Source organism: Streptomyces sp. NBC_00414, assembly GCF_036038375.1.
Classification (GTDB): Bacteria; Actinomycetota; Actinomycetes; order Streptomycetales; family Streptomycetaceae; genus Streptomyces.
The window spans coordinates 1,532,436-1,547,167 of sequence record NZ_CP107935.1 but is presented as its reverse complement, the minus strand read 5'-3'; the positions used below and the strand labels follow the sequence as shown (position 1 = coordinate 1,547,167).

The 14,732-nt window shown below is 64.8% G+C and carries 10 protein-coding genes and 5 pseudogenes; 11 read left to right on the top strand and 4 right to left on the bottom strand.

Going from position 1 to position 14,732, the window contains the following annotated elements; all coding sequences use genetic code 11:
• The first annotated feature begins 91 nt into the window (after positions 1–91).
• The 3 genes and pseudogenes from OHS59_RS06775 to OHS59_RS06765 form a co-directional block, all read left to right on the top strand.
• A complete protein-coding gene (locus tag OHS59_RS06775; RefSeq protein WP_328492484.1) occupies positions 92–2,695 on the top strand; it encodes a tetratricopeptide repeat protein in 2,604 nt (867 codons plus the stop codon).
• 160 nt (positions 2,696–2,855) lie between these two features.
• Positions 2,856–3,119: pseudogene (locus tag OHS59_RS06770) on the top strand (IS110 family transposase); the annotation flags it as partial.
• Between the two features lie 62 nt (positions 3,120–3,181).
• Positions 3,182–3,445, top strand: a pseudogene (locus OHS59_RS06765) (transposase family protein); the annotation flags it as partial.
• Here OHS59_RS06765 and OHS59_RS06760 read toward each other — a convergent pair.
• On the bottom strand, positions 3,429–5,090 hold the full coding sequence (locus tag OHS59_RS06760; RefSeq protein ID WP_328499082.1) for an ISAzo13 family transposase: 1,662 nt from the start codon (positions 5,088–5,090) through the stop codon (positions 3,429–3,431). The pseudogene OHS59_RS06765 and the gene OHS59_RS06760 overlap by 17 nt on opposite strands.
• Before the next feature lie 130 nt (positions 5,091–5,220).
• On the opposite strand from OHS59_RS06760, the pseudogene OHS59_RS44485 reads away from it, so the two are divergent.
• The 6 genes and pseudogenes from OHS59_RS44485 to OHS59_RS06745 form a co-directional block, all read left to right on the top strand.
• Positions 5,221–5,379: pseudogene (locus OHS59_RS44485) on the top strand (IS3 family transposase); the annotation flags it as partial.
• Positions 5,380–5,480: 101 nt separating this feature from the next.
• A complete protein-coding gene (locus OHS59_RS06755; RefSeq protein ID WP_328492483.1) occupies positions 5,481–5,699 on the top strand; it encodes a DDE-type integrase/transposase/recombinase in 219 nt (72 codons plus the stop codon).
• 164 nt (positions 5,700–5,863) lie between these two features.
• Positions 5,864–6,148 (top strand): annotated as a pseudogene (locus tag OHS59_RS44480) (IS3 family transposase); the annotation flags it as partial.
• Positions 6,149–6,679: 531 nt separating this feature from the next.
• Positions 6,680–6,847 carry a helix-turn-helix domain-containing protein gene (locus tag OHS59_RS44475; protein ID WP_356547022.1) on the top strand — a complete coding sequence of 56 codons (168 nt, stop codon included), beginning with the start codon at positions 6,680–6,682 and terminating at the stop codon, positions 6,845–6,847.
• A 334-nt stretch (positions 6,848–7,181) separates the two neighbouring features.
• Positions 7,182–8,006, top strand: coding sequence for a tyrosine-type recombinase/integrase (locus OHS59_RS06750; RefSeq protein ID WP_328492482.1), 825 nt, complete (start codon positions 7,182–7,184; stop codon positions 8,004–8,006).
• Positions 7,982–8,832 (top strand): IS5 family transposase gene (locus tag OHS59_RS06745; protein ID WP_328499081.1). Its coding sequence is split into 2 segments (ribosomal slippage): positions 7,982–8,344 and positions 8,347–8,832, totalling 849 coding nucleotides; the frame shifts between segments, so codons are not numbered across the junction. The genes OHS59_RS06750 and OHS59_RS06745 overlap by 25 nt, the downstream gene beginning before the upstream one ends.
• A 16-nt stretch (positions 8,833–8,848) precedes the next feature.
• Here OHS59_RS06745 and OHS59_RS06740 read toward each other — a convergent pair.
• A complete protein-coding gene (locus OHS59_RS06740) occupies positions 8,849–11,869 on the bottom strand; it encodes a tetratricopeptide repeat protein (RefSeq protein ID WP_328492481.1) in 3,021 nt (1,006 codons plus the stop codon).
• 165 nt (positions 11,870–12,034) lie between these two features.
• Between OHS59_RS06740 and OHS59_RS06735 the strand changes: the two genes are divergently transcribed.
• Entirely contained in the window at positions 12,035–12,160 is a 126-nt protein-coding gene (locus tag OHS59_RS06735; protein ID WP_328492480.1) for a hypothetical protein, read from the top strand.
• A gap of 300 nt (positions 12,161–12,460) precedes the next feature.
• On the opposite strand, the gene OHS59_RS06730 is transcribed toward OHS59_RS06735, so the two are convergent.
• Both OHS59_RS06730 and OHS59_RS06725 read right to left on the bottom strand, forming a co-directional pair.
• Positions 12,461–13,311, bottom strand: a protein-coding gene (locus OHS59_RS06730) for an IS5 family transposase (RefSeq protein WP_328499080.1) whose coding sequence is annotated in 2 segments (ribosomal slippage) — positions 12,461–12,946 and positions 12,949–13,311 — 849 coding nt in all. Because the reading frame shifts where the segments join, the coding sequence is not laid out codon by codon here.
• Positions 13,287–14,360, bottom strand: coding sequence for a tyrosine-type recombinase/integrase (locus OHS59_RS06725; protein ID WP_328492479.1), 1,074 nt, complete (start codon positions 14,358–14,360; stop codon positions 13,287–13,289). Before OHS59_RS06725 ends, OHS59_RS06730 begins: the two co-directional genes overlap by 25 nt.
• Positions 14,361–14,455: 95 nt before the next feature.
• Here OHS59_RS06725 and OHS59_RS06720 point away from each other — a divergent pair.
• Positions 14,456–14,620, top strand: a pseudogene (locus OHS59_RS06720) (pirin family protein); the annotation flags it as partial.
• Positions 14,621–14,732: the final 112 nt, after the last annotated feature.

Genomic DNA, 14,732 nt, shown 5'->3' with positions numbered 1-14,732 from the left:
ATCAATCATCCCATGCGGTGCGAAACCAGGAACCCGACCCCTCCCTGAGCGAGACGGGAACCGCAACACGAGCTCACGGGTGGAGCAGGCCGTGAACGACTATCGTCGCCTGGCACTGCCTTCCGGCCTCACACACCGCGCCCGGACGTGGGTACTCGGCACTGGGGATGGGACCGCGTCCTACGGTGGGATGGTCAACACTGGGTACATTCGCACCCTAGCGGTGGCGCAGCGCCCATTCCAGGAACCGGCGCCCTGGCCGCACCAGGTCGGCGTCATTCCGCCCATGGCACGGTCCTTCCAACACCGCATCGCGGCACAGCGGCTTCGCACGGCGGCCGATGTCGGCGGTACCGCTGTGGTCGCCCAGTTGCTCGTTGGTATGGGGGGAGTTGGCAAGACCCAACTCGCAGCAGACTACGCCCGTACCGCCTGGACCGACATCACCACGGCAGGCGGGCTGGACGTCCTGGTGTGGATCACAGCGAGCGCCCGCTCCCCGATCGTGAATGGCTATGCTCAAGCCGGTGTCGAGCTGTGCCGGGCTGATCCGAACGATGCTGAGAAGGCCGCCCATTCCTTCCTGGCCTGGCTCACCCCCAAAGCCGGAGAGAAGCCATGCCGGTGGCTGATCGTACTGGACGATGTTGCCGACCCCGAAGACCTGAAGAGGTTGTGGCCGCCGGCAAGCCCCTATGGCCGCACTCTGGTCACCACCCGCCGCAGAGACGCTTCCCTCGCCGCCGACGGGCGGCGCTTCATCGAAATTGGCCTATTTGATGCAGACGAGGCCCTCAACTACCTCGCCACATCCCTTTCCGGCCGTAACGAATCTACCGCCGACCTGATTGCCCTGGCGCGGGACCTCGGCCATCTCCCCTTGGCACTAGACCAGGCCTCCGCCTACATTATCGACAGCGGTGAATCTATCAACAGCTACCGGATGCGGCTGGCGGATCGCACCACTACCCTTGCCAAGCTCACCCCCAGCACCCTGCCCGACGACCAGGTTCCCCTAGCTGCCGCATGGTCCCTATCCATCGACCGTGCCGACAACCTGCCACCAATCGGTTTAGCTCGCCCCATTCTTCAGATGGCGTCCATGCTCGACGGCAATGGCATCCCCCAGACCGTTCTAATCAGCCTGCCAGCTCTCGCGCACTTCGCCGCTCAACGCACCGGACTTCCACACACGCGATGGCGGAGATGGCGGTCCAGTCGGAAGCAAATAGTGGCTCCGGACGAAGCAGTCCAAGCTCTGCGGGTTCTGCACCGGCTTAGTCTCATCGACCACGTGCCTGCCACCAATATCTATGTTCACCAGCTCATCCAACGCACCACCCGAGAAACCCTCGCCTCTCAGATGTACGACCGGACCGCATGCGTCACTGCCGACGCCCTCATGAGCGCCTGGCCTGACGTTGAAAGCGACACTGCCCTTGTCCAAGGTCTGCGCGATAACACAGCAGCTCTTTCCGCATGCGCCGAAGACTCCCTATACCGGCGGGGCGCCCATGAGGTGTTATTCCGCACCGGCATGAGCCTTGGCGAAAGCGGCCAGGCTATCCCTGCCCGGGACCACTACCAACACTTGGCGGAAGCCACTCGGCGGCGGCTCGGCGCCGACCACCCCGATACCCTCAGCGCCCGGCGCCTTCTCGCGTTGCGGCAAGGGGACGCGGGGAATGCACTCGGGGCGGTGCTTCTTCTCGCCGAGCTGGTGACGGACCTGGTGCGGGTACTGGGCAAGAACGACCCCTATACCTTCAGTACACAGGGTGACCTCGCCTTCTGGCGAGGCACCGCCGGGGACGCTGCAGGGGCTGTAGACGTGCTCACCGACCTGGTGACGCGCATGGAGCGGGTGCTCGGTAAGAGCCATCCCGAGACCCTCAATACGAGGGGTGACCTCGCCTTCTGGCAGGGAAAGTCGGGGGACACTCCCGGGGAGACGAACGCCTTGGCCGAGTTGCTGGCTGATCAGATTCGAGTGCTAGGTACGGAACACCCTGACACCTTCGAGACAAGATGTCGCATAGCCGATTTACGCGGAGAAGCGGGAGATGCCGCAGGGGCAGCAGATGCCTTTGCCGGGCTAGTGGATGATGAAGTTCGCTCGCTGGGAGCCCATCATCCAGAGATTCTAGCTGCCCGACTCGGTCTCGCTGTATGGCGGGCGCAGGCGAATGACGCGCCAGGGACAGCGAACGCCTTAGCAGACGTGCTGACAGACCAGATCCGAGTCTTCGGTACCGATCATCCGGAACTACTCGACACACTGGACAGTCTCGCCTACTGGCGCGGAGAGGCCGGAGACGCCTCCGGAGCCGCGCAAACGTATGCGCATCTCCTCGAGATTCGCCGAAGGGTCTTGGGAGAAGATCACTCAGACACACTTGCCGCTTGGGGCAGCCTCGCTCATTGGCGGGGAGCAGCAGGAGACGTTGATGGGGCCATCACCGTGAACAAGCAACTCCTGTCACACATGGTGCAGTTGCTGGGCACGGAACACCCGGATGTATCGCACATTCGGCACAACCTTGCCCAGTGGCAAAACGGAGGGAAAAGGAGATCCGAGCGGCCTGGTAACAAGCGTTCAGTCTCTCGCAAAAAGAAGCGGCAAAAACGAACAAACTGGAAGATCCGGCACGCGAAGCGGCTGGCCAGCCGCTCGTCCGGTCCTGCGGAGTCCTGATGCCGAACAATGGTGCGCTTGAGCGGCAATAGGTGCTCGGCGATGCGCGGGTCGGGAGGCCCCGCCGGGCGCAAGCCGCGCACCGCAGCCATCAGCGGGCCGGACTCGTCGAGCAGCGGGGCAGACAGGATCGGGCACCGAGGACGCCCCGGCCGTCGCCGTGAGCGCGCGGGCCCTGGTCGAACGGCTGGACGCCGTCCCCGGCATCGGGCCGACCACCGCGCAGATCATCCTCGCCGAGATCGGCGCGGACATGAGCCGCTTCCTCACCCCCGAACACCTCGTCTCGTGGGTCAAGTTGTGCCCCCGCACGATCCAGTCCGGCGCGAAGAACAGTACGGGCCCGGCCGGCCAGGGCAACCCCTGGCTCAAGGGCGCGCTTGGCGAGGCAGCCAACGCCGCCGCCCGCACCGACACCTTCCTTGGCGCCCGCTACCGGCGCCTCGTCAAACGCCGCGGCCACGCCAAAGCACTCGGTTCAGCATCAAGGCGTATCAAGGTGCCGGCGGTTTCATCCGAGTACCCTTCCGCGGCCGCCGCCTCAAGCGGTGACAGCGCCGGCACAACAGCACACACGCCAAGATCCGCTGCCTCGGCGTGCAGGCCATGGCCACGCTGAAGGGCTGGCGCCTTCTACGAAAGCTCCGCTGCAGGACCAACCGCATCACCGCGATCATGCAGGCCGTCCTCGTCCTTCATCACGGGGAGTGTAAATCTAAGGGCGTGCAGATCTTTAACTCGTCGTTTTGACCTTGGTTGGGGTGGGGTTGGAAGCGAGGAACGTTGTGACGTCGGCTGGCGTGCGGAAGCGGGCGGTTGAGGTGTCGACGTGGTGGCCGTGTGTTTCCAGGAGTGGGCGGACTTCCTGTTTCGCTCGGCTGATGGTCATGGCGGTGACGCCGAAGAGTTGCCCGAGGAGGTCCATGGTGGCGATTTTGCGCAGGTGGAGCACGGTGGCCAGGACCCGGTCGGCTGGGGTGAGCTTGGCTTTGGCGCCTGTGCCGGGGGCGACCATGCGCTCGTGACCGCGGCGCGTGCGGAGCACTTGCTCGCGTTGGACCTCCAGCGCGGGAGTCAGCGCGTCGATGAGGTTGCTGAGCTGGTGGCGGGTCATGCCGGTCAGCTCAGAGTCCTGCAGCGCATGCTGCGTGAGTGTGGGCGCCCTGTTCGCTGCGGCCCGGCCTGACTGGTTGTTGGCCGCCGTCGCCTCCAGCGGATGCTGAGGATGGAGGGTGTAGTTCCAGTCGTCGTGGAAGCGGTGTCGGGTGATCGGCAGGGTGGCGATCTCGTCGTCGCTGACCTGGACGCCGGTGGGGTACCGGTTGGTGTCGAGTTCAGCGTGCACGGTCAGACCGGTCTTGGTGGTGGTCGCGGCAATGCTCTCGATGATGACTTCGTGGCTGGTCAGGGGCCTGCCTCGCCAGTTCATGGTGATGTGGGAGAACAGTCGGTGCTCGATGCGATTCCATTTCGATGTTCCGGGAGGCAGGTGGCAGACGGTGATCGCCAGGCCGGACTCGGCGGCGAACCGGGCGAGTTCGGTCTTCCAGGTGCGGGTGCGATAGCCGTTGGAGCCGCCCGCATCAGCGGTGATCAGCAGTTGGCCGGCCGTCGGATAGGCGGCCCGCCCGGCGCCGTTCCACCAGCGGCGGATGGACTCGACGGCGAACGCGGCGGTGTCGTGGTCGGTGCCCACGTTGACCCAGCCGGTGTTCACGACGACGTCGTAGATGCCGTAGGGCACCGCTCTGCCCAGCTCGCGGTCGGGGAAGTCATGGGTGTCGACCCGCACCGGCTCGCCTCTGGGCTCCCATTCACGGCCGTTGTTCTTGAACGAGCCGACCAGCTCCTTCTTCTTCGTGTCCACGCTGATCACCGGAGCCCCGCCGTCCTGGTGGTTGCGGGCCTGTTCGTTGAGGTGGTGGAACTGTGCGTCCCGGTCGGGGTGCTGCTTGCCCTCCAGAGTCTTGGCATTGCTCTGCAGGCTGAAGCCTTCCTCGCGTAGGAGGTCGCCCACCGTGTCCGCACAGATCCTGTGGCCTTGGCGGGTTAACTCCCCGGCCAGTTTGCGGGTGGATTTGGTAGTCCAGCGCAGTGGCGACATGGGGTCCCCGCGGACGTCGGGTTCGACCAGCGTGAGGAGTGCCTCGCGAACGGCCGGGTTCCGGTCGACGACGCGTTTGCGGCCGGCGCCGGGCCGTCGGATGCGTCCCAAAGGAGCCTGGCCGGAGTCGAGTTCCCGTACCCCGGCCGACACAGTGGCCTCGCGGACACCGGCGGCACGGGCGACTGCTCTGATCCCGCCGTGGCCGAGGGACTGGGCCTCCGCCCCTATCAATAAGCGACGCTGACGCTCGTCGAGGTGCGGCAGAATCGCCTCGAACTTGGCTGCCAGTACGGCCCGTTACCCTTCCAACCCGCTCATGACAGACCAACGAACCACCGAGCCGAAAGCTACGAGTTAAAGATCTGCACGCCCTAAGGGCGACAGCCGGACGCCCGCTGTCGGCGTGGCGTGCCGGTAACTGGACCGGGAGCTGAAGACACAGATCAGCCGCGTCCACGCGGACAACTTCAGCGTCCACGGGGTCCGGAAGGTCTGGCGGCAGCTTCACCGCGAGGGCATATCCGTGGCCCGCTGCACCGTCGCCCGGCTGATGCGCGACCTCGGCCTTGAGGGTGCCCGACGCGGGAAGGAGATCCGCACCACCATCCGGGATGATGGCCAAGAACGGGCCGGTGGCCTTCTGCAACGTGACTTCGCCGCGTCCCGTCCGCACGAGCGGTGGGTGGCCGACTCACCTACCTGGCCACCTGGTCCGGGATCGTCTACGTCGCGTTCGTCGTGGACGTGTTCTCCCGGGCGATCGTGGGCCGGTCCGCCGCCACCAGCAACCGGGCCAAGCTCGTCCTCGACGCCGTCGACATGGCGCTGTGGCGCCGGGACCGGGCCGGAACTCCCGCTGGACCAGGTCTCGTTCCGCATTCGGATGCAGGCAGTTAGCACACATCGTTCGCGTTCACCGCGCATCTGCTCGACGCCGGCATCGACGCCACTATCGGCACCGCGGCGATGCTCTGGACAACGCGCTCATGGAGTCCCAGATCTGTCTCTACAAGACGGAGCTGATCAAACCCCGCAAGCCGTGACACGGCCTTGCTGACGTCGAACTCGCCACCGCGGAATGGGTCGACTGGTTCAACAACCAGCGCCTCCACTCGGCAATCGGAGACATCCCGCCCCACGAGTACGAGACCCATTACTACGTTCAACACCATCTCCAGGCAGCGGCTGAAGTCAACGCATCGAGCCTCCACCGATCCCGGAGCGGTTCACATCACCCAGGCCCGGGAGCTGGGCCTGGTCCAGCTCCCGGGCCGGCGGCCCGTTCATGGCGATTCTCGCGAATGCTGGCTACCAGGGAATGGGAGCACAGACCGGCGGCCGGGTGATGACACCGCCGCATCGCAAGTTCAAGAAGAACGCACCTGCCTGGTGCGTTCTCCCCTTGATGGATTGGGGGCTCTTGGGCGTCTCCCTGAGCTTCGGACCCTCTACGAGCAGGACCCGCAAGCCACGTCAGGGCGGAGATTGGAGTTGAACGCTGCGTCTACTTTCGGATGCTGAGCGTGCACAGGCGCTGCCAGTCAGGCCCAACCCGAGGCGGAATATAGCCGACGATCGCCGGTTACCCAAACCGGCGCTTGTGGCGATCATTGAGAGGATGTCAGCTGCTTTGCTTTCCGGCGCAACTGTTGCTGCCTGGGAGTAGAGATGCCCGGGTCAAGCTGCCACGCGCGATGCAAGGTTGCAGATTATCCGAACAGTCGGTCCATTAACAGTGTTCCGCTCTGTTTCTCAGTGATGTTCCGAACTCGGGGGTTTCCGCTGCCTGGTCCACCAGCTCCGGATGGTGCTTGACTGCGGAAACTGGCGAGGGCGGTTAATGAGTGACTTTTTAGGAGTTTTGCGTGGAGCGTTTCATGAGTGTCAGGGAGACGGCAAAGTACATAAATATGTCCGCCTCTTGGGTCTACAAGAGTGGGCGCCGTTCAGGGTTAGTGTCTTATCGATTTGGCCGGGGCAGTAATGCAAAGATTCAGTTCAAGGAGTCCGAGGTGAAGGCTTGGATGCGCCAGCGTAGAGAGTGACTTTTCCAAGGCCATGCGGTGCACCGTTGCGTAGGATTTTCCTAGCCGGGCATTCTAATTTATTCGATGAGATGGTAGGGGTGCATCGGTGGCGAGAGTCTTAGCTCGCGGAATGGGTACCTTTTTTAAGGACTGCGAGCATCTGCGGGATCGGTGGTCGAAGTGCAACCATCATTACAAAATTAGATATAGGGCGGCGGGTGGGCGGCAAGTCGAGGAGTCGGGATATCTTACCCAAGAGAGCGCGATTGCCCGATTGGCAGATGTGTACGCCGCGAAGCGATCGGCGCCTTCGAGTCATAGTAGGGCGGTTCGTGTTGCGAAGTATGGGTCGATGCGGTTCGAGGAGTACGCGCGGGAGTGGCGGGAGAGCCAGCGTCATCTGGAGGAGTCCTCCCGGCGGCATCTGGACTCGCTGCTGGAGCATCACATCTTCCCGGCGTTGGGGAGCCGGCGGATGGATGCTTTCGACCACAAGGTGGTGGACGGGTTCATCAGGTCGATGGAACGCAACGGGGCCGGGCTGGCGACGCAGTCCAACGCGTTCGACAAGGTGAAGTCGATCCTGCTGGACGCCCACCGGCTGGGCCTGTACGACGACAGTCCGCTGGAGGGTGTGAAGCCCCCGCAGTACAACCCCGCGAAGGCGGTCATTCCGTCGGTGGCGCAACTGGCCCAGATACGGATGGCTGGTGACGATATCTTCCGGCTGATCGCGGACCTGATGAGCGGCTGCGGGCTGCGCAACGCCGAGGCCACTGCCGTCAATCTCCGCGGCATCGTGGCGCCGGATGTGTACCGGATCTCTGAGCAGGTTAACCAGACCAGCGGCCAGTACGCGCGCCTCAAGCACCGCAAGCCCGGCGAGTACCGGGACGTACCCCTGCCGACCCGCACGCGGCAGACCATCGAGTGGTACGCCGAAAAACACGGCACCGTCGATGGCTACCTGCTCCGCCATCCCCGAGATCCCGGCAAACCGTTCCCGTACTACTACCTGGACAACCGGTGGCTGCGCATCAAGAAGGCCGGCGTGGCAGACATTCCCGAGGGGATGGTTGTGTACGGACTGCGGCACTTCTTCGCCTCCAACTGCCTAACAACGGCTAACACAATGAGGTGGATCGCTCCTGGTTGCCGTGTCCGGGGCGGAAGTTGAGCGTTCGGTCCGTCGTGGGGACGTCGCCGTGGATCGTGTCGGATGTGCTGTGGGATCACCTGGAGCCGCTGCTGCCGCAGCGGGAGCGCAGGTTCCGGTGTCCAGGACGCAAACCGCTGCCGGACCGGGATGTACTGTGCGGGATCTTGTACGTGCTGCACACCGGGATCCAGTGGGAGTACCTGCCGCAGAACCTCGGCTTCGGCTCCGGCATGACGTGCTGGCGCCGACTGCGCGACTGGAACGAGGCCGGCGTCTGGCAGAGGCTGCACGAGGTCCTGCTGGCCGAACTGAATGCGGCCGCACGTCTGGACTGGTCCCGCTGTGTGGTCGACTCCTCGCACGTCAGGGCGCTAAAAGGGGGCAGCACACGGGCCCGTCGCCGGTCGACCGGGGACGAGCCGGCTCCAAGCATCACTTGATCACTGACGGACACGGCACCCCGCTCGCGGTCCTGCTGACCAGCGGCAACCGCAACGACGTCACCCAGCTCCTGCCCCTGCTCGACGCGATCCCGCCGGTCCGCGGCCGGGTCGGGCATCCTCGCCGGAAGCCGGACTCGTTGTTCGCCGACCGCGGGTACGACCACGACATCTACCGCGACCAGGTCCGCGCCCGCGGCATCGTGCCCGCGATCTCCCGCCGCGGCACCCTGCACGGCACCGGACTGGGCACCTACCGCTGGGTCGTGGAGAGGAGTTTTGCCTGGCTGCACGGCTTCCGGCGCCTGCGGATCCGATGGGAACGGCGAGCCGACATCCATGAAGCATTCCTCAAACTCGCCTGCTGCCTCATTACCCACCGCCAATTCGGCTCATTGTGCTAGCCGTTGTTAGGCCGCACTACTCGGTGGTGAGCACCGCGGCGGCCAAGGTTACCGGGTGATCTTCACCAAGGATCCGGCGGAAGTCGTCCAGGGCCTCTCTGAGTTCGGCGATCGCGGTTGCGCTGTCACCAGTACTGAACCGGGCGACTGCCAGGTTGTTTCGTCTCAGCAGGGTATCAGGATGATCTGCGCCTAGGATGCGGACCGAATCGGCGACTAATTCGCCAAATGCTGCCACGGCGGCATCGGCGTCGCCAGCTTGAACGTGCAAAGCGGCCAGGTCGTTGCGGGTCTCCAGGATGTCCGCGCTAGCCACCCCCGTCGCCTTCAACTGGAAGGCCAGAAGTCGGTCAAGCACGAAGACTGCGGCCTCCGCATCGTCGTCCTTACCCAATGCCCAAGCCAAGTTTTTCAACACGGTCAGGGTCAGCGGGTCACCGGACCCAAGTACCCGCATCGAGTCTTTCGCAAGCTCGACGTAACGCTCCGCCGAGCCGGCCGGATCGCCGGCCTTGCCGAGTTGGTGCGCCAGATTGTTCCGGGTGAGTAGGACGTCTCGATGGTCCGAGCCGTGGACCCGCATCTGGGCATCGGCTAGCTCCTGCAGCGCTGCAGCCGCACCCGTGTGGTCGTTCGCCCTGTCGCGCCAGTGGGCCAGGTTGTGCAAGGTGGTGAGGGTCTCGGGATGGTCTGGATCAAGAAGTTGCAGTTGGTCGCCCAACACCGCTTCCATATCGGCCAGCGCGCCGTGGATGTCACCGGCCCGAGCCTTTTGCCGCGCCAAGTTATTGCGGCTGCTCAAGGTGTCCGGATGGTCAGGTCCCAAGGCCTGAAGACGGTCATTAAGCAGTGTTTCCATGTGCTCGATTGCGTCCTCCGTCGAGGTGCCGTCCGGCCACCAGCCCATCAGAAGGTTCCGCGTCCTTAACGTGTCAGGATGGTCATGGCCAAGAACCCGAGTCTGATCGGCAAGTAGGTCCCGCCCGGCGCCGATAGCACCTTCCACGTCGCCTCCATCGCCTCGCGCCCGCATAAGATCGCGTCGGATCGTCAGCGTGAGGGGATGGTCCGGGCCGTAGACCTGGCTGGCATCAATCGCGACCGCCTCCAGCTCGGCCCTCGCCCCAACAGGATCGCCCGCTTCGGCCCGCCAACGTGCCAGGTTTGCCCGGTTCGCCACGGTGTGGAAATGACGGGCGCCCAGCACGCGAACCAGATCCTCGTGCATTTCCGACGCTGCGAGCATGGCGCCTGCGATGTCACCGGCCCTTCCGCGTACCCAGCTGAGGTTCGCTTGAGCGGCGAACGTGTTGGGATGTTCCGGTCCAAGAAAGCGAATGGCCTCGTTGATCAGGCCGATATATTCGTTGGTCGCCGCCCGCAATTGGCCGATCTCGGTGAGGCTGTTGGCTACCTGGAACAATACTGGATGTGTGTGGTCGTTCCAGAGCCATAGACTGGTTCCCGCATTGGCTCGCAACACTGCACTGTTCGCGCGAAGGATCGCACCGAGTCCATCCCGTTCTGCGGGCGGCCACACGGCTATGAGGGCGTCAGCGGCCGTGTCGGTCATCGAGGCGAGCTCATCGGCAGAGTTTGTCGACTCCCGTGTCGCACGCTGAATCAGTCGGTGAACTCGGACTTCCTGGTACTGAGCTCCACGATCATGATCAACCAGGTTGAACCGGTACAGCAGGCGAAGCGTCTCATAGGCGAGATCAACACCGACGATCTGCGGGGTCGCCTGCTCGGGCAGGTACGTTGCGAGATACTCGCGCGCGGGTTCGCTGGTCAGCACCAGTTCGGGAATGCCGTTCGGATCGAGGACGCTGGCCAGGTTTAACATCGGTCGCGCCAGACCCTGCGGACGGTCTTGGTTCGCGCGCTCGACTGATAGCGACCAGGCTGCCGTCAATACGTGGCGCTGATCGTCCGGCAGGCTCCCGTCTTCGGGAATGACGTCGCTCAGCCGGCGTTGCCGGTCATTGAGTCGCCGCCGGTACTCCGAACAGCTCAAGCCCGTGTCGATCATGTAGGCAACGGCCTGCGCCAGCGCCAACGGCATGAACTCCAACTCGAAGGCCAGATCGTCAAGCTGTCCGACATCGGCGGCCTGCGCGGGCAGCGCTTGGACGAGGTACCCGCGTGCCTCGTCAGGAGTAAACACGCCGACCTTGATCTCGCGGTGCCGCCGAGTGAGTGCGGCGTCCTGCCGGCGGCTGGTAATCAGCACATGCCCCGATCCTGACGGCCACAGTCCGCGGAGGTCGCCCGGCTCCTGCACATCATCGAGCACGATCAGCCATGCGGTCCGGGTGGCCTGCATCCACGTCAGGAACTCGTCGGCTGCGGCTTCCGGCTCCGCCGGATCGACGGGCAGGCCGACTCTGTTCGCCGCTCGCGCATAGGCATTGACGATCATCTGACGAGACGTGGCGCTCACCCAGACTATTAAGTCGATGTCTGCGCTCTTGGCGGCCCGGCGGGCGTAGGCCGCGGCGAGCTGAGTCTTGCCCACTCCTCCCATACCGGACAGCACCTGCGTCACGACGGTCCCGTCGCCCTCTGCCCGAGGGAGGGGCAGGCTGGCACTCACGGCGCGTGGCTGAAGGTGCCCGGCGGCCGCAGGTATGACCCCTACCTGTACATACGACGGCGTACGCGCGATCGGTGTGGGAACCCGGATCTGGCGCGGCCTGCCTCCCTTCCGCTCCTCGGCGCGACTCTCGGCGACCGCAGCCACCCGGAGCGCCTCCCACCATTTATCGAGGGGAAAGTGCTTTTCCGGTGCTTTCTTTCTCGCCTGCCCACGCAGGAAACTGATCAGGAACGCGGCGACGTCAGGATTCGTCGGGACGGATGTCCCGCTCAGCCAGTCGTACCACGAAGACTTCGCCAGCGTTACCGCCGGCTGCCGCTTCTGAACCGCCTGATCAATCTGCGCCCAGCTGGGTGTGCCAGCCGCAGCATGCAGCGTCCGTAGCATGTCCGTGTATTGAGCTTTCGCTGTCGTTGCTGCGGCCTGGTCGTCCGACATCCACCACCTCCGGTCCGGACCGGACTACCTGCCGGACAGTATCTGCCCGACCGCCACCACACGTTACAGACTCGCTCGCCCTCGTCGCGGTGGAGCACAATCCCGGCGGACAAGTCTCCTCTCGCTCAGCGGCCCCACCGGGGCCACCAACACGAAGGAGAAGGCATGTCCACCCTCTCGCCCCGCGACAGGCTGAAGAAGATCGCAATGCAGGCGCTGGTCCGGGGTGCGGCTGCCGCCGCCGGTGCAGCTCCCGTATCGCTGCTGATCTGGTGGATCACCAACCGCTGAAGATCCCACAGCTTTAGGTCGGTTCCGATCCTAAATTCTCGACATTCCGTCCTGGAGGCCCCGCTGCACAGCGGGGCCTCTGTCACATCGTCCATCGGCGCCGACCCGCTCACGTTCACCGTGCCATCCAAGTCTGCAGCGTGGCCCAGCCGGTGCACAGACGCCTTACCACCGGACAGCACTCAATCTTGTGACAACCACGTTTGCACCGGCTCCAGGGCAAGTAGGATCTGTACCCGGTGACACCTACCGCTGGAATCCAAGAAACAACGCGAGCTTGCGACTGCTCGCTTACAACGGCTAGCACAATGAGCCGAGTTGGCGGTGGGTAATGAGGCAGCAGGCGAGTTTGAGGAATGCTTCATGGATGTCGGCTCGCCGTTCCCATCGGATCCGCAGGCGCCGGAAGCCGTGCAGCCAGGCAAAACTCCTCTCCACGACCCAGCGGTAGGTGCCCAGTCCGGTGCCGTGCAGGGTGCCGCGGCGGGAGATCGCGGGCACGATGCCGCGGGCGCGGACCTGGTCGCGGTAGATGTCGTGGTCGTACCCGCGGTCGGCGAACAACGAGTCCGGCTTCCGGCGAGGATGCCCGACCCGGCCGCGGACCGGCGGGATCGCGTCGAGCAGGGGCAGGAGCTGGGTGACGTCGTTGCGGTTGCCGCTGGTCAGCAGGACCGCGAGCGGGGTGCCGTGTCCGTCAGTGATCAAGTGATGCTTGGAGCCGGCTCGTCCCCGGTCGACCGGCGACGGGCCCGTGTGCTGCCCCCTTTTAGCGCCCTGACGTGCGAGGAGTCGACCACACAGCGGGACCAGTCCAGACGTGCGGCCGCATTCAGTTCGGCCAGCAGGACCTCGTGCAGCCTCTGCCAGACGCCGGCCTCGTTCCAGTCGCGCAGTCGGCGCCAGCACGTCATGCCGGAGCCGAAGCCGAGGTTCTGCGGCAGGTACTCCCACTGGATCCCGGTGTGCAGCACGTACAAGATCCCGCACAGTACATCCCGGTCCGGCAGCGGTTTGCGTCCTGGACACCGGAACCTGCGCTCCCGCTGCGGCAGCAGCGGCTCCAGGTGATCCCACAGCACATCCGACACGATCCACGGCGACGTCCCCACGACGGACCGAACGCTCAACTTCCGCCCCGGACACGGCAACCAGGAGCGATCCACCTCATTGTGTTAGCCGTTGTTAGGCAGTTGGAGGCGAAGAAGTGCCGCAGTCCGTACACAACCATCCCCTCGGGAATGTCTGCCACGCCGGCCTTCTTGATGCGCAGCCACCGGTTGTCCAGGTAGTAGTACGGGAACGGTTTGCCGGGATCTCGGGGATGGCGGAGCAGGTAGCCATCGACGGTGCCGTGTTTTTCGGCGTACCACTCGATGGTCTGCCGCGTGCGGGTCGGCAGGGGTACGTCCCGGTACTCGCCGGGCTTGCGGTGCTTGAGGCGCGCGTACTGGCCGCTGGTCTGGTTAACCTGCTCAGAGATCCGGTACACATCCGGCGCCACGATGCCGCGGAGATTGACGGCAGTGGCCTCGGCGTTGCGCAGCCCGCAGCCGCTCATCAGGTCCGCGATCAGCCGGAAGATATCGTCACCAGCCATCCGTATCTGGGCCAGTTGCGCCACCGACGGAATGACCGCCTTCGCGGGGTTGTACTGCGGGGGCTTCACACCCTCCAGCGGACTGTCGTCGTACAGGCCCAGCCGGTGGGCGTCCAGCAGGATCGACTTCACCTTGTCGAACGCGTTGGACTGCGTCGCCAGCCCGGCCCCGTTGCGTTCCATCGACCTGATGAACCCGTCCACCACCTTGTGGTCGAAAGCATCCATCCGCCGGCTCCCCAACGCCGGGAAGATGTGATGCTCCAGCAGCGAGTCCAGATGCCGCCGGGAGGACTCCTCCAGATGACGCTGGCTCTCCCGCCACTCCCGCGCGTACTCCTCGAACCGCATCGACCCATACTTCGCAACACGAACCGCCCTACTTGTGCGGCTGGGGGCGGCCTTCTTCGCGTTGTAGATACTCGTCAATCGTGTGATCGCCGCGGCATCGGTCTCGAACCCGGACTCGACAGCCTGTTTACCGGCGGCGTTGCGGTACTGGATCTTGTAGAGGTGTGGGCACTTCGGCCATCTCGACTGGGCATGCTCGCAGTCCTTGAAGTAGGTGCCCATGCCGTGTGCCAGGGTCTTGCTCGCCATCGTGTCGTCGACTCCCCAGGTCCAATGCTGACGGTTTGCTGACCGTCCGAGGACCGAGATGCCTTTGACCTGCGTAAAGCAGCGACACACCGGCTATGTGGTGGAACTTCATCGGACGGTCCCAGGCGGACATCGAGCAGGCCCGCGCCGACTGGGCGACGGGGTCGCGGTTCGGTGAGGTGAAGGGGTACGACGGGGGGCCGTTGGCGGCTCCCACGCTGCCCGCGGTGCCGCTGAAGCCGCGGGGGAGGGTGCGCTGACCGGTGCGCCCGCCGGCGCCGGGGGCACGCGGATGATCGCGGGTTCGGCCAGTTCGCCGCCCTCCTGAAACCGCGCCGCCGAACCCGCGCCCCTGAAGGGGACGGCGGACGA

What these genes read in the sequence shown, in the direction of transcription:
- OHS59_RS44475 (WP_356547022.1), top strand. Translation starts at nt 6,680, where the DNA reads ATGAGTGTCAGGGAGACGGCAAAGTACATAAATATGTCCGCCTCTTGG.
- OHS59_RS06750 (WP_328492482.1), top strand. Translation starts at nt 7,182, where the DNA reads ATGCGGTTCGAGGAGTACGCGCGGGAGTGGCGGGAGAGCCAGCGTCAT.
- OHS59_RS06740 (WP_328492481.1), bottom strand. Translation starts at nt 11,869, where the DNA reads ATGTCGGACGACCAGGCCGCAGCAACGACAGCGAAAGCTCAATACACG.
- OHS59_RS06735 (WP_328492480.1), top strand. Translation starts at nt 12,035, where the DNA reads ATGTCCACCCTCTCGCCCCGCGACAGGCTGAAGAAGATCGCAATGCAG.
- OHS59_RS06725 (WP_328492479.1), bottom strand. Translation starts at nt 14,360, where the DNA reads ATGGCGAGCAAGACCCTGGCACACGGCATGGGCACCTACTTCAAGGAC.